The organism is Xanthomonas sp. NCPPB 1132 (assembly GCF_056629235.1).
The window spans coordinates 4137574-4152307 of record NZ_CM152819.1 but is presented as its reverse complement, the minus strand read 5'-3'; the positions used below and the strand labels follow the sequence as shown (position 1 = coordinate 4152307).

Below are 14734 nucleotides of genomic sequence, written 5' to 3'. Positions count from 1 at the left end.
TCAAAGGTCCGGTTGCAGCCAAAGGGTGGACAGCGGCGGCAGCGTCAGCGCCAACGCCTGCGCATGCCCGTGCATCGGCTGCGGCAGGGTCGACAGCACGCCGCCGTTGCCCTGGTTGGAGCCGCCGTAGTAGCCGCTGTCGCTGTTGAGAAGCTCGCGCCAGCGTCCGCTGCGCGGCACCCCCACGCGGTAATCGTGGTGGACGTTCGGCGTGAAGTTGCTGACCGCCAGCAACGGTGGCGCGTCGCCGTCACGGTCGTGGCGGACGAAGGCGAAGACGCTGTTGCGGTGGTCGTCGGCGATGCTCCATTCGAAGCCGTCGCTGCTGCGGTCGCTGCGGTACAGCGCCGGTAATGCGCGCAATTGCCGGTTGAGGTCGGCGACCAGCCGGGCAATGCCAAGATGCTCGGGCTGTTGCGCCTGCGCCCAGTCCAGCGGCTGGTCGTGGTCCCAGTCCTGCCATTGACCGAACTCGCAGCCCATGAACAGCAACTTGCGCCCGGGATGCGCCCACATGAAGGCCAGGTAGGCGCGCAGGTTGGCGAAGCGCTGCCAGGCGTCGCCGGGCATGCGCGCCAGCAACGAGCCCTTGCCGCGCGCCACCTCGTCGTGCGACAGCGGCAGCACGAAATGCTCGGAGAACGCATACACCAGGCCGAAGCTCATCTCGCTGTGGTGGTGTTGCCGGTACAGCGGATCGCGCTGCAGGTAGCGCAGCGTGTCGTGCGCCCAGCCCATGTTCCACTTGTGGCTGAAGCCCAGCCCGCCCTGCTGGGTGGGCGCGGTGGCGCCCGGCCAGGCGGTGGATTCCTCGGCGATGGTGCGCACGCCGGGGAAACGCTGCGCAATCTCGTCGTTCAGCCGGCGCAGGAAGGCGATCGCCTCCAGGTTCTCGCGGCCGCCGTGGGCGTTGGGGATCCATTCGCCGGCGTTGCGGCCGTAGTCGCGGTACAGCATCGCCGCCACCGCATCCACGCGCAGGCCGTCGACGTGGAAGCGCTCGATCCACTCCAGCGCGCTGCCGATCAGGTAGGCCACCACTTCCGGGCGGCCGTAGTTGTAGACCAGCGTATTCCACTCGCGATGCACGCCTTCGCGCGGGTCGGCATGTTCGTACAGGGCGCTGCCGTCGAAGCGCTGCAGGCCGTGCGCATCGTCGGGGAAGTGCGCGCCGACCCAGTCCAGCAGCACGCCGATGCCGGCCTGGTGGCAGGCATCGACGAAGCGCGCGAAGCCCGCGGCGTCGCCATGGCGCGCGGTGGGCGCGTACAGGCCCAGCGGCTGGTAGCCCCAGGAGCCGCCGAACGGATACTCGGCGATCGGCAGCAGTTCGATATGGGTGAAGCCGAGTCCGCGCACGTAGGGAATCAGTTCGGCGGCCAGTGCATCCCAGTGCAGCGGCTGGCCGTTGCCGTCGTGGCGCCAGGAGCCGGCATGCAGTTCGTAGATGCTCAGCGGTTGCGCGCTGCCGGCCTGGGCCTCGCGCTGCGCCAGCCAGGCCGCGTCATTCCAGGTGTGGCTGTCGGCGTATGGCACCACCGACGCAGTGGACGGCGCCGGCGCGCTGCTGCGCGCTACCGGATCGGCCTTGCGCGGCAGCACGCTGCCGTCGGCGGCCTGCAGCTCGTATTGATAATGCTCGCCGCCGTGCAGCCCGGGCACGAACAGTTCCCAGACCCCTGCCTCGGGATGCAGGCGCAACGGATGCCGGCGCGCGTCCCAGCCGTTGAAGTCGCCCACCAGCGCGACCCGCCTGGCCTGCGGCGCCCACACCGCGAAGCGCACGCCTTCCACCTCGCCGATGCGGGTGTGGTGCGCGCCCAGCGCGGTGCGCAGGGCGGCGCCGTCGCCGGCGGCCAGATCCTGCAGCCAGGCCGGATCGAGCGTCGGCCCGAAGGCATAGGCGTCGTCGCATTCCTGCACGGCGTCCGGCCACACGATGCGCAGCCGGTAGGGCATGGGCTGTTTCAGCTCGCCTTCGAACAGGCCGTCGGCCTGCGGGTGGGCGCGCATCCGCGCGATCAGCTTGCCCTGCGTATCGAGCAGGCCCAGCGCCTCGGCGCCGGGCGCCAGCACGCGGACCCGGACCGAGCCGTCTGCCTGTGGATGCGGACCGAGCCAGGCGAAGGCGTCGATCGCCTCGCCACGTGCCAGCGCCTGCAGCGCAGGGCCGTCGCCGTCGTCTTCCGCGTCCGCCACCGGGTCCCGGCCGGCAGCCGGGTCCACGGCGTGTTCCCGATCGCTCATGCGGCGGCCATGGCGCTCGCGGTGGCCGGCACCGCGGCGTTGGCCACGGCCGGAACGTGGCTGGCCGTGGCCAACGCCGCGGCGGTGCGCTCGTACAGCGCCATGTACTTGCGGCCGGCCAGTTCCCAGCCGCTGGGCCGCAGCATCGCCGCGCGGCGCATCGCCTGCAGCAGGCCCGGCAGGCGGAAGGTGCGGAACACCCGCTGCAGGCAACGGCGCAGGCCGTCGGCCGAGGCTTCCTCGAACAGGAAGCCGGTGACGCCGTCGTCCACGGTGTCGATCAGGCCGCCGGTGGCGTGGGCGATCGGCAGGCTGCCGAAACGCTGCGCGTACATCTGGCTCAGCCCGCACGGCTCGAAGCGCGAGGGCATCAGCAGGAAGTCGGAGCCGGCGAACATGCGCCGCGCCAGCCGCTCCTCGAAACCGATGTGCGCGCCGACGTGGCCCGGGTAGCGCCGTGCCAGCGCCGCCACCGCCTGCTCGATCTGCGGCTCGCCGCCGCCGATGATCACGATCTGGCCGCCAGCGGCGACGATCTGCGGCGCCACCTCGCAGATCAGGTCCAGGCCCTTCTGGTGCACCAGCCGCGAGACCACCGCGAACAGCGGGCCATCGCTGTCGAGCAGGCCGAACGCCTGGCGCACCTGCGCCGCGTTCTCGCGCTTGCCCTGGATCTGGCCGACACCGAAGTGCGCCGGCAGGTGCGCGTCGGTGCGCGGGTCCCAGCTGGCGTCGATGCCGTTGACGATGCCGCTCAGGCGGCCGCTGGCGGCGCGCCGCGCCAGCAGCCCGTCCAGGCCGCAGCCCTGCGCCGGGCCGGTGATCTGCGCGGCGTAGCTGACGCTGACCGTGTTGACGTGGTCGGCGTGGACGATGCCCGCGCGCAGGAACGACATCTGCCCGTAGAACTCCAGGTCCTGCAGGCCCTCGGCAGGGATGCCCAGGGCGCCGGCCATGGCGTACGGGAACAGGCCCTGGTAGGCCAGGTTGTGGATGGTCAGCAGGCACGGCGTGCGGCCGCCGGACCAGCGCACGTAGGCGGCGGCCAGCGCGCACGGCCAGTCGTTCAGGTGCAGCAGCTCCGGCGTCCAGTCCAGCCCGGCCTGGCCGCCGGCGATCTGCGCGGCGGCGTGGGACAGGGTGGCGAAGCGCAGCGCGTTGTCTTCCCAGTCGCGGCCTTCGCTGGACACGTAGGGCGAACCCTGGCGCTCGAACAATTGCGGGCACAGCAGCACGTAGACGCACAGGCCGTCCGGGCGCTCGGCCCGGCCCAGCGCGCAATCCGGCAGTCCCGCGTGCGCGGCGATGCGGCCGACGATCTCCAGCGGGCCGGTGGTGCGCAGGACCGCCGGATACCCGGGAATCAGCACGCGGATGTCGCAACTGCCGCGCAGCGCGCGCGGCAGGGCCGCAGCGACGTCGCCCAGGCCACCGGCCTTCACGAAATCGGCCATTTCCGAGGTCACGAACAGGCTGGTGCGGCGCGGCGCCAGGTTCAGCTTGACGGTCACCTCGGCATTGCGGACGAAGCGGCCGCGCGCATCGCGGTAGCGGCGGCGCGGCGCGTGCAGCACCGGATGGGTATCGCGTTGTCTCTCGGTCAGGTCGGCGGGGGTGGGGGGCGACATGGCGGTTCCGTCTGGGAAGGGGGAGGACGGGGCACACGGAAAGCGACGGCCGCCGCGCGTCCTGGCAGGCGCGCGACGTGAAGCAAGGAAAGAGGTACAGCAGCGTCGAAACGGGACAACGATGTTGCAGTGCGATAATGCAGGAGCAAAGTACGAATGGCGCGATAAAAGAGGCGTGAAGTGCGCGCTTGTCTACGGCGACGCGACGAACGGCGCGCATAGTCGATGTCGCCGAACGCCAGATGCCGCAAGCGCTGGATCGCGGCATCGGCGCCTATGAATCGTTTAGCTTCCAGTGCCGCCCTTGTGTCGTGCTTCGGTGCGACCGGGGGTCACCTCCGTTGTGCGAGCTTCATGCGATCTATGGTGCAGTGTGCTCATGACAGTCCTGAAACCGCAGATGCGCCGCGAGCTGGACGGCTTCGTCCTCGACGCCTTGCTGCGTCCGTGCGCCGACGGCGTGCTCGAACCGCAGATCCGGATCACCGGTGACGATGGGGTGGTGCGCGGCCGGCACGCGTTCGACGGGGTGTACTTCCGCGATGCGCACGCCGGCGCCTATTTCGTCGCCGAGCGCCTGGCGGCGATCCGTTCGGCGCGGTACGGAAAGCTGGTGTTCGCCTGATCCGCACGCCGGGCTTGTGCTGCGTGCGTCGCGGCCAAGTACACTGGCACGCGTTCCGCTCAGTGTTCGGTTTGCAGCCGATCCAACGCCGCCAGCAAATCGGTGCGGCGATACGGCTTGGGCAGGAAGCCGGTCCGCGCCGGCAGCATCCCGGGCCCGGGCGTATGCATGCCGGAGGTCAGCAGGGCGGGGATGGCGATGCCGCGGCGGCGCAACTGGCGCACCATGCTCAGGCCGTCGCAGCGGGGCATCTGCACATCGCTGAAGATCAGCGCCACGTCGGGGTGCCGTGCCAGCACCTCCAGCGCCTCCTGCGCGGTCGCCGCCGACAGGACCCGGTAGCCGTCGGCAGCGAGCATGGCGGCGGCCAATTCCCGGATCGTCTGGTCGTCCTCCACCAGAAGAATGGCGGTGGAGACGGATGTCGCGCGCATAATGCCGTTATCGCCCCGTGATTGAACCCTGTCAGATTCACGATTCGTCAGTGAAGCGCTGGTGACGTCCTGTGAATCCCGATATTCTCGACCTTACTTACTGCGAGACGCAGCTTGACCACGCACGCCCACTATCGGCAGATCGTCGAGCTCTCCCACGACTGCATCAAGGAAGTCGGTCGCGACGGGATCGTGCGCTCGATCAATCCCCACGGTCTTGTGCTGCTCGGGGTGTCCGACCCCGCCGACATCGTCGGCCACCCTTGGGCAGAGCTCTGGCCCGAGGACATGCGTTCGCTCACCCAGGCCGCCTTCGCCGCGGCGCTGGATAACGAGCAGCGCGAATTCTGGGCCGAACGCCCGTCGCTGGATGGACGGCGGCGCTGGTGGCACGTGATGGTCAGTCCGCAGGCCAACGCCTCGGCGCGGGTCGAGAGCGTGCTGGTGATCAGCCGCGACGTGACCCAGCAGTACCAGATCGAACAGGCCTTGCGCGCGCTGGGCGATCTGGCGCCGGTCGATGCCGAGGAGGTGCCGCTGGGAGCGGCCGATGCCGCCGCACTGGGGCGCCACTGGCAGGCCGAGCAGTCGCAGTTGCGCGGGCAACTGGATATCGCCCTGGCCGCGCAGCGCGTGGCCGAGCGCGCCATGACCCAGGCGCAGAAGGGCGAGGCGGTCGGGCAGATGCTGGCCGGCGTGGTGCACGACTTCAACAACATGCTGCATACCGCGATGACCTCGGTGAGCATGGTGGCCGACCACCCGCAGCGCCTGCAGCCGGACCAGCGCCGCCTGCTCGGCATCGCCAGCGAGGCGCTGCAGCATGGCGCGGGCATGACCCGGCGCCTGCTCGGGTTCGCCCGCGCGCACCCGGTCAAGCCGGCCTGGCTGGACCTGAACGCGTTGGTGACGCACATGCAGCCGCTGCTGGCGCAGGCGCTGGGCGGCGAGATGCGCCTGCAACTGCTTGCATGCACCGAGGTGGCGACGACCTATGCCGACCGCAGCGCGGTCGAGCAGGCGGTGATGAACCTGGCCCTGAACGCGCGCGACGCCAGTCGCCCCGGCGACGTGGTGACGATCCGCTGCGGTGCGCTGGAGGTGCCGCCGTCGCGCGCGGCGGCGATGCGCCAGCCCGGCCGCTACGTGACCCTGGCGGTCGGCGATCAGGGCGAAGGCATGTCCGAGAAGGTCAAGTCGCGCCTGTTCGAGGCGTACTTCACCACCAAGCCCGAGGGCAAGGGCACCGGCCTGGGGTTGGCGCAGGTCTACGGCCTGGTGCGCCAGGCGGGCGGCTTCGTCGACGTGGAATCGGAACTTGGCCGCGGCACCACCATCACCCTGGCGTTTCCGTTCGTGGCGCAGCCGCCTGGCGACGAGGGCGATGACGAGGGCGCGTCAGGGGCGCCGCCGACGACGGCTGGCTAACCCCATTACCCTGCCGCACGCGCCGGCAGCCGCTCGCTGACGTGCACCGCAAACGCCTCGCGCAGCAGCCGCAGCGCCCGTTGCTGGCGCCCGCCGTCCAGCGCCGCGCAACACGAGGGCGGCACCTGCACCTGGAAATCGCGCATGCGCGCATCGATCGCGGTGGCCAGCACGCAGGCATCGGTGGCGATGCCGGTGACCAGCAGGTGGGTGGTCTGCAGCCGCGCCAGCAGCAGCGCCAGGGCCGAGCCGAGGAAGGCGGAGTGCTTGGGCTTGAGCACGTAGTAGTCCTGCGGGCGCGGCGCCAGGCAGGCGGCGATGCGCGCGCCGCGCTGCTTCGGGTCGGCGCACAACGTCCACAGGCCCTCGAAATCGGTGCGCCAGTCGGCGAAGTTGTCGTTGGCGAACAGCACCGGCCAGCCGCGGCGATGGAAGCGTGCACGCACCTGGGCGATGCGCTCGGCCACCGGCAGCGCCGCAGCGGCCAGGCGCGCGCCGCCGGGGAAATCGAAGCGGCTGATCATGTCCACGATCAGCAACGCCGGTTGCCCGGGCTGCGTCGGTGCCGGCGCGGCCGTCGATGGCCGTTGCGGGTCGTCAGGGGTGTCAGTGCGTCGCCGGGCCGGGTGCCGCATGCGCCGATCCTCCATTGCCGGACAGGGCTTCATGGTCGGCGCGCGCGGTGAAACCAGGGTGAGCGCGAGTGAAGGCGTGGCTGAACGGACGGGCGGGCAGCGCCGCCACGGCGCCAATGGCCGCCTTCGCGAAAGCTTACTATTTAAGGTTTACATTGACGGGCGTCTTTGCCCGTCGACAGGAGAGCACGTGGTAGCAACCGGCGTACACAACCAGGCACGCGTGGCCGCGGCGGCATCCGCCGCGCCGGCCGCCCGCGGCACTTCCCGATGGCGCTGCGGCGCCGGACGCGATCGGCGGATCGCATGAGCGCGGTCGCCCCCACAACGGCCGTGCACGTCGATACTCCCCTGGATGCCGGCCAGGCGGTGCTGCCGCCCGAAGCGCCGCTGGCCATGCCGCTGCAGTCGCTGCAGGAAGGCAAGCTGCGCAACAAGCGCCTGCCCAGCACCCCGATGGGAATCGGCTGGCGACGTTTCTATGTGTTTGGCACCACCGCAGCGATGACCGCCTACGCCAGCTGGCTGATCTGCAAGGTACTGCTGATCGGCGGCGTGAGCGTGCTCGAAGCCTGCCTGATGGTGCTGTTCATCCCGTTGTTCGCCTGGATCGCGCTGTCCTTCGTCAGCGCCCTGGCTGGCTTCTTCACCCTGGTGTTCGGCAAGGGCCGCAAGCTCGGCATCGACCCCGACGCGCCGCTGCCGGTCGTGCGCAACCGCACCGCGCTGCTGATGCCCACCTACAACGAGGACCCGCACCGGCTGATGGCCGGCCTGCAGGCGATCTACGAATCGGTGGAGGCCACCGGCCAGATCGAGCGCTTCGATTTCTTCATTCTCAGCGACACCACGCGCCCGGCGATCGGCGCGGAGGAAGAAAAGGTGTACGCCGAACTGGTGGAGCGCGTCGGCGGCCACGGCCGGCTGTTCTACCGGCGCCGCGCCAGCAACGCCGGGCGCAAGGCCGGCAACATCGCCGACTGGGTGCGCCGCTTCGGCGGCGCCTATCCGCAGATGCTGATCCTGGACGCCGACAGCCTGATGACCGGCGACAGCATCGTGCGCCTGGCCGCCGGCATGGAGGCCAACCCCGATGTCGGCCTGATCCAGACCCTGCCGGAAGTGGTCAACGGCAATACGCTGTTCGCGCGCATGCAGCAGTTCGGCGGCCGCGTCTACGGCCCGGTGATCGCCTTCGGCGTGGCCTGGTGGCACGGTTCGGAAAGCAACTACTGGGGCCACAACGCGATGATCCGCACCGAGGCCTTCGCCGCGCAGGCCGGCCTGCCGTCGCTGCCCGGGCGCAAGCCGTTCTGCGGCCACGTGCTCAGCCACGATTTCGTCGAGGCGGCGCTGATGCGCCGCGGCGGCTGGGCCATGCACATGGTGCCGTACCTGCAGGGCAGCTACGAGGAAGGCCCGCCGACGCTGACCGACCTGCTGGTGCGCGACCGCCGCTGGTGCCAGGGAAACCTGCAGCACTCCAAGGTGGTGCGCGCGCGCGGCCTGCACTGGGTCAGCCGCATGCACATGCTGATCGGCATCGGCCATTATTTCACCGCGCCGATGTGGGGCATGCTGATGCTGATCGGCATCGCCATTCCGCTGCAGAACGGCGGGTTCGACCTGGTCGCCTCGGTGATCTCGCCGTTCTCGCCGGCGCGCTACTGGCATCAGCAGGATTCCACGCGGGTGGCCTGGGTGTTCGCGGTGACCATGTTCGTGCTGCTGGCGCCCAAGGTGATGGGCTATTTCGCGATGCTGCTCAAGCCCGGCGAACGCCGTGGCTGCGGCGGCGGGGTGCGCGCCTTCGTGAGCATGCTGCTGGAAACGCTGCTGGCCGCGCTGATGGCGCCGGTGGTGATGTACGTGCAGTCGCGTGGCGTGGCCGAGGTGCTGGCCGGCAAGGACTCGGGCTGGGACGCGCAGCAGCGCGACGACGGGCGCATTTCGTGGTCGGCGCTGTTGCGCAGCTACGGCGGACTCAGCGCGTTCGGCCTGCTGATGGGCGGTATGGCCTATGCCGTGTCGCCGTCGCTGGCGGCATGGATGGCGCCGGTGGTGATCGGCATGGCGCTGGCGGTGCCGGTGGTGGCGATCAGCTCCTCGCGCGCCGCCGGCCTGTGGCTGCGCAAGTTGCGCATCCTCGCCATTCCCGAAGAGTCGCAGCCGCCGGCGGTGCTGCTGCGCGCCGCCGAACTGCGCCGCGAGGCCGCCGCACGCCGGGCCGAGGCCGAGGCGCAGGCCCAGGGCTGAGGCCGGCATACTATCCCGCCTCATTCATCGGGAACCGACATGCTGGAGACAGTGGAACACGAGACCGGCGCCGCGCCGACCTGGACCGTCCTGTGGCTGCACGGCCTGGGCGCCGACGGCAACGACTTCGCCCCGCTGGTGCCGGAGCTGGTGCGGCCGCACTGGCCGGCGCTGCGTTTCGTGTTCCCGCACGCCCCGGTGCGGCCGGTGACGGTCAACAATGGCGTGCGCATGCGCGCCTGGTACGACATCGTCAGCATGGACTTCTCCAACCGCGCCGACAGCGCCGGCGTCGCCGAATCGGTGGCCCAGGTCGAGGCGCTGATCGCACGCGAGGACGCGCGCGGCGTGCCGGCCGAGCGCCTGCTGCTGGCCGGCTTTTCCCAGGGCGGGGCCATCACCCTGGCCGCCGGCCTGCGCCGCGAGCGGCCGCTGGCCGGTCTGATCGGCCTGTCCACCTATCTGCCGGAACTGGAGAGCGTCGCCCGCTGGCACGCCCCGGCGGCCCTGCGGCAACCGCTGTTCATGGCCCACGGCCAGGGCGATCCGGTGATCCCGCAGCCCTACGCCGAGCGCACCGCGCAGACCCTGCAGGCGCTGGGCATGCCGGTGCAGTGGCGACGCTACCCGATGGCGCATCAGGTCTGCGCCGAGGAAATCGCCGACCTGGGCGACTGGATGGACGCCTGCCTCACCGGCAACTGAGGATGCCGGCCGCGTGGCGGCGTGGTGCGATACCCGTGGCGGGCGCCCTGAACCGGGGCTAGTATCGGCCGCAGCGCACGCCAGTCGAGTGAGGGAGACCTGGGTGAAGGTGCTGATCGCCGACGACGAACCCCTGGCGCGCGAACGCCTGCGCACGCTGCTGGCCGCGCATGCCGGCGTGGAAGTGGTGGCCGAAGCCGACAACGGCATGGACGCGCTGCACGCCTGCGCCGCGGCGCGACCGGACCTGGTGCTGCTGGACATCGCCATGCCCGGGCTCGACGGCCTGGAGGCCGCACGCCACCTGGCCACCTTCGAGCCACGCCCGGCGGTGGTGTTCTGCACCGCCTACGATGCGCATGCGCTGTCTGCGTTCGAGGCGGCGGCGATCGACTATCTGATGAAGCCGGTGCGCGCCGAGCGCCTGGCCGCGGCCCTGCAGCGCGCCCGCACCTTCATGGCCGGCCGCGTCAACGGCGATGCGGCCGCGCCAGCGCCGCAGCGGCGCAGTCACCTGTGTGCGCGCCTGCGCGGCAGCCTGCGGCTGATCCCGGTCGACGACATCCGCTATCTGCAGGCCGAGGAAAAGTACGTGGTGGTGCACCACGCCCGCGGCGAGGACCTGATCGAGGAATCGCTGCGCGCGCTGGAGGAGGAATTCGCCGAACGCTTCGTGCGCATCCACCGCAACTGCCTGGTCGCGCGCCACGAACTGGTGGAACTGCGCCGGCTCGGCGAGGGCCAGGTGCAGGCGGTGCTGCGCCATGGCAAGCAGCCGCTGGAGGTCAGCCGGCGCTGCGTGGCGCAGCTGCGCAAGGAGATCCACCAGCGCTGATGCCGCATGGACCGCGCGCGTGCAGCGGCGGACCGCGGCTTTCCGCGATAATGTGCGCATGAAGATCCTGCGCATCGCTACCCGCAAGAGCCCGCTCGCCCTGTGGCAGAGCGAGCATGTCGCCGCCTGCCTGCGCCGCGCGCACCCGCACCTGGACGTGGTGCTGGTGCCGATGAGCACCCGCGGCGACGAAGTCCTGGACCGCTCGCTGGCGGCGATCGGCGGCAAGGGCCTGTTCCTGAAGGAACTGGAGCTGGCGATGCTGCGTGGCGAGGCCGATTGCGCGGTGCATTCGCTCAAGGACGTGCCGATGGAACTGGACCGGCCGTTCGTGCTGCCGGCGATCCTGCCGCGCGCCGATCCGGCCGATGCGCTGATCTCCAACCTCTACGCCTCGCTGGACGCGCTGCCGCTGGGTGCGCGCGTCGGCACCTCCTCGCTGCGGCGGCAGGCGCAACTGCGCGCGCGGCGCCCGGACCTGGAACTGCTGGACCTGCGCGGCAACGTCAACACGCGCCTGGCCAAGCTCGACAACGGCGGCTACGACGGCATCGTGCTGGCCTGCGCCGGCCTGCAGCGGCTGGGCCTGGAGGGGCGCATCACCCAGCGCCTGCAGGCGCCGGACTGGTTGCCGGCGCCGGCGCAGGGCGCGATCGCGGTGGAATGCCGCGAGGACGCCAGCGCCGCGCTGGCGCTGTTCGCCGCGCTGGACGACGCGCCGACCCGCCGCTGCGTGGAGGCGGAGCGGGCGATGAACCGCGCCCTGCACGGCAGCTGTCACGTCCCGGTGGCCGCCTTCGCGCAATGGCGCGGCGAGGACCTGCTGCTGCAGGGCCTGGTCGGCGGCGTTGCCGACGGGCGCCTGGTGCGCGCGGAACTGCAGCGCAGCGCCCAGGATCCGGAGGCGCTGGGCCAGGCCGTGGCCGAGGCTCTGCTCGGCGCCGGCGCGCGCGAACTGCTGGATGTCGATCTGCCGGCCTGAGGGTGCCCACCGCTCCGTGCGATTCCCCGTAGGAGCGGCTTCAGCCGCGATGGGCGTTCCCGGGAAGGCCGGTCGCGGCTGAAGCCGCTCCTACGCGCGCTGCAAGCCAGCGAGCACGGTCGGCAGGTTGTTGAGGCCCCAATGCTCGACATAGCGGCCGTTCTCGACCCGGACGATGTCGATCACCTCGATGCTGACCGTCTTTCCAGTCGGTTCCACCCCGAACAGCGTCCCGGTGTGCCTGCCCGACACGGTCTTGCGGGTCGTCACCTTGTCGCCCTCGGCGACCTGGTCGTGGATCGTCACCGTCAATCCGGCCAGTGCGGGCCGGAGAATGTCATGGAAGGTGCTCCACATGCTCTCGCTTCCTGCAGGAGCGCCGGGCGGAGCGGAGCGATTGACGAACCCCGGCGCCATCAGCGCCTCGAATGCGGCGCGATCACCGCCTTCGATCACCTCTTTGTTGAAGCGGCGAACCACCGTCTTTGGATCGGATACGGTCATCACAGCCTCCGTTTCGAACACGGCCATACAGTGGTACTGGACATCCTAACGGTCGCGGGGGCGGTGCTGCTTCCCGATGGCGCATCCTTCAAAAGGACGCGCCCGGTGAACTCCACCATTGGGCAAGGGTGTTCACACGTCCTGCAGGGCTGGCAGATCGAGTAACGGGCCGTCACGCCTTTCGGAATGGGCGAAACCGCGCGGCGACCGGCACCGCCCTGTCGCCGAACCCGGCATCCCTGCCTTTACCAATTCCCTCTCACGACTTCCCACTCCCCGCTCACTTGAACTTGTAGACCAGGTTCATTGTGGCCAGGGTATCGGTCTTCTTCTTGTCGTCGCTGACGTCGCTGTTGTAGCGCGCCTGCCAGCCGGCCTTCAGCGCCAGGCGCTCGTTCATGCTGACCGAAATGCCCAGATCGTTCTGCGCGAAGGTGTTGTACGCGCCGGATTCGACCAGCAGGGTGTTGCCCAGTTCGGTATTGCTGGTCAGGCCATACTTGAAGTCGACCAGGCCGCGGCCGATCAGGCCGGTCTCGGTGCGGTTCTCGACCACGTCGTGGGCGCGGCGCACGCCGGGACCGATCTGCACGTCGATGCTGCGGCGGTCGCCGTCCATGATCCGGGTGCCGTAGCCGATGCCGATCGTCGCCAGGCGGTCGTAGGTGGCGAAGTCGTCGCGCTCGTAGCGCAGCGAGGCGGTCAGCTGGCGGTGCTCGCCGAGTTGCAGCGCGCTGCCGGCGCTGCCGGTGTAGCGGTTGGAGGTGGTCTGGCGCTTGCGCGTGGTGGTGCCGTCGGGATTGGTGTCGACGTACTCGGCGCTGGCGTGCAGGGCGAGCAGGTCCAGGCTGTGGATCCAGTCGCCGTCCACGTACTGTCCCTTCAGGCGGCCGTTGAGGCTTTCGTTGCTGCTGTTGCCGTGCGAGGACGCGAAGCCCAGTTCGCCCGATCCGCTCCACGGCGAACTGGCCGGGTCCGTGGCTGTCGGTGAGGTGGCGACGTCGGCGGCCCAGGCCGGGGACGTGCTCAGCAGCAACATGGCGATGGCGGATACGAGGGTGGTGCGGCGGGACATGGCTTCTCCGGGGATGAGGACGCAGCCTTCGGCTAACGAAATGGAAACGATTTCATCATACCGGATCCACATGACACCCCGGCCGGCCGGGGACGCCGGCTTCATCGGCGGTTCGGGCGCTGCATCGGCCGCCATGCCGGCAGGCGTTTTCCGCCCGCGACTCAGACATAATCGGGACCATGGACCGCTACGAACGCATCAACGCACTGCACCGCCTGCTCAAGTCCGCGCGCTACCCGGTGACGGTGGCGCGGCTGCAGGACGAACTGGGCTGCTCCCGCGCCACCGTCTACCGCGATCTGGCCTTCCTGCGCGATGCGCTGATGGCGCCGGTGGAGGGCGACGGCGAGGCCGGCTTCCGCTACGAATCCGGCGAGAGCGACCGTTTCGAGCTGCCGGGCCTGTGGCTGAGTTCGGAGGAGCTGCACGCGCTGCTGGCCTCGCAGCAACTGCTGGCGCGCACCGGGGGCGGGGTGCTGTCCTCGGTGCTGGCGCCGCTGCAGCAGCGCATCGAGAGCCTGCTCGCCGCCCAGGCCGGGGCGACCCACTGGCCGGTGGAGCGGGTGCGGGTGATCCCGCATCGCGGCCGCAAGCTCGACGAAGCCAGTTTCCGCACCGTCGCCTCGGCAGTGCTGGAGCGCAAGCGCCTGTCCTTCGACTACCGCGCCCGCTCCACCGACGAATCGACCAAGCGCACGGTGTCGCCGCAGCGCATCACCCACTACCGCGACAACTGGTACCTGGACGCCTGGGACCATGGCCGCGACGCGGTGCGCAGCTTCGCGGTGGACCGCATCAACCATGCGCGCCTGCTCGACCAGCCGGCGCAGGACGTGGCCGATGCCGAGCTGGATTCGCAGCTGGCGGCCAGCTACGGCATCTTTTCCGGCGCGCCCAAGGGCTGGGCCACCATCGTGTTCAGCCCCAAGGCCGCGCGCTGGGTCGCCGACGAGCATTGGCATTCCAAGCAGCAGGGCCGGTTCCTGGCCGATGGCCGCTACGAACTGAAGGTGCCCTACAGCGTCTCGCGCGAACTGCTGATGGACGTGCTGCACTACGGCTCCGATGCGGAGATCGTGGAGCCGCGCTCGCTGCGCGAGCAGGCCAAGGCGCTGCTGTCGCTGGCGCTGAGCAACTACAGCGACGACTGAGGCGCCGCTGTGCGCGGCGCGATGGCCCGTGCAGGAATGGCTTCATCTGCGACCGGCGTGGCCGACATGGCACGTCGCGGCGGAAGCCGCTCCTACGGGGAAATTGGCGTCGCCGCCGAGGCGTGCACTGGTGCGGGAGGCAGTCGCTTGTCGCGCAACGCAGCGGCCGCCGTCGTAGGAGCGGCTTCAGCCGCGACCGTGGCAGTGCCGCACCATGCCCGTTGCATCC

The 14734-nt window shown here is 70.3% G+C and carries 13 protein-coding genes; 7 read left to right on the top strand and 6 right to left on the bottom strand.

Annotated elements, in window-relative coordinates:
• Positions 1 to 2247, bottom strand: a complete 2247-nt coding sequence (locus AC1G9L_RS17965) for a 1,4-alpha-glucan branching enzyme (RefSeq protein WP_481069621.1) — start codon at positions 2245 to 2247, stop codon at positions 1 to 3.
• Complete coding sequence (glgA, locus tag AC1G9L_RS17960; RefSeq protein ID WP_481069620.1) at positions 2244 to 3875, bottom strand: glycogen synthase GlgA; 1632 nt, start codon at positions 3873 to 3875, stop codon at positions 2244 to 2246. Before glgA ends, AC1G9L_RS17965 begins: the two co-directional genes overlap by 4 nt.
• 379 nt (positions 3876 to 4254) lie before the next feature.
• Between glgA and AC1G9L_RS17955 the strand changes: the two genes are divergently transcribed.
• A complete protein-coding gene (locus tag AC1G9L_RS17955; protein ID WP_019802396.1) occupies positions 4255 to 4500 on the top strand; it encodes a hypothetical protein in 246 nt (81 codons plus the stop codon).
• Positions 4501 to 4559: 59 nt separating this feature from the next.
• Here the strand turns inward: AC1G9L_RS17955 and AC1G9L_RS17950 are convergent, their stop codons facing one another.
• A complete protein-coding gene (locus AC1G9L_RS17950) occupies positions 4560 to 4934 on the bottom strand; it encodes a response regulator (RefSeq protein ID WP_481069619.1) in 375 nt (124 codons plus the stop codon).
• Between the two features lie 114 nt (positions 4935 to 5048).
• On the opposite strand from AC1G9L_RS17950, the gene AC1G9L_RS17945 reads away from it, so the two are divergent.
• Positions 5049 to 6362 carry an ATP-binding protein gene (locus AC1G9L_RS17945; protein ID WP_019802398.1) on the top strand — a complete coding sequence of 438 codons (1314 nt, stop codon included), beginning with the start codon at positions 5049 to 5051 and terminating at the stop codon, positions 6360 to 6362.
• 5 nt (positions 6363 to 6367) lie between these two features.
• Here AC1G9L_RS17945 and AC1G9L_RS17940 read toward each other — a convergent pair whose 3' ends face one another.
• Positions 6368 to 6997 (bottom strand): cysteine hydrolase family protein, encoded by a 630-nt coding sequence (locus tag AC1G9L_RS17940; RefSeq protein ID WP_481069618.1) that lies wholly within the window; start codon positions 6995 to 6997, stop codon positions 6368 to 6370.
• Positions 6998 to 7303: 306 nt separating this feature from the next.
• Here AC1G9L_RS17940 and mdoH point away from each other — a divergent pair, with 306 nt between their 5' ends.
• From mdoH to hemC, 4 genes are all read left to right on the top strand, one after another.
• Entirely contained in the window at positions 7304 to 9253 is a 1950-nt protein-coding gene (gene mdoH / locus AC1G9L_RS17935) for a glucans biosynthesis glucosyltransferase MdoH (protein WP_481069617.1), read from the top strand.
• Positions 9254 to 9292: 39 nt separating this feature from the next.
• On the top strand, positions 9293 to 9958 hold the full coding sequence (locus AC1G9L_RS17930) for a dienelactone hydrolase family protein (protein WP_019802401.1): 666 nt from the start codon (positions 9293 to 9295) through the stop codon (positions 9956 to 9958).
• Positions 9959 to 10046: 88 nt separating this feature from the next.
• Complete coding sequence (locus AC1G9L_RS17925) at positions 10047 to 10793, top strand: response regulator (protein WP_019802402.1); 747 nt, start codon at positions 10047 to 10049, stop codon at positions 10791 to 10793.
• Between the two features lie 58 nt (positions 10794 to 10851).
• A complete protein-coding gene (hemC, locus tag AC1G9L_RS17920) occupies positions 10852 to 11775 on the top strand; it encodes a hydroxymethylbilane synthase (protein ID WP_420008971.1) in 924 nt (307 codons plus the stop codon).
• A gap of 90 nt (positions 11776 to 11865) precedes the next feature.
• Here the strand turns inward: hemC and AC1G9L_RS17915 are convergent, their stop codons facing one another.
• A complete protein-coding gene (locus AC1G9L_RS17915; RefSeq protein WP_029561845.1) occupies positions 11866 to 12279 on the bottom strand; it encodes an ester cyclase in 414 nt (137 codons plus the stop codon).
• 280 nt (positions 12280 to 12559) lie between these two features.
• Positions 12560 to 13354, bottom strand: coding sequence for a DUF481 domain-containing protein (locus AC1G9L_RS17910; RefSeq protein ID WP_019801577.1), 795 nt, complete (start codon positions 13352 to 13354; stop codon positions 12560 to 12562).
• Positions 13355 to 13533: 179 nt separating this feature from the next.
• Between AC1G9L_RS17910 and AC1G9L_RS17905 the strand changes: the two genes are divergently transcribed.
• Positions 13534 to 14505, top strand: coding sequence for a helix-turn-helix transcriptional regulator (locus tag AC1G9L_RS17905; RefSeq protein WP_010341069.1), 972 nt, complete (start codon positions 13534 to 13536; stop codon positions 14503 to 14505).
• Positions 14506 to 14734: the final 229 nt, after the last annotated feature.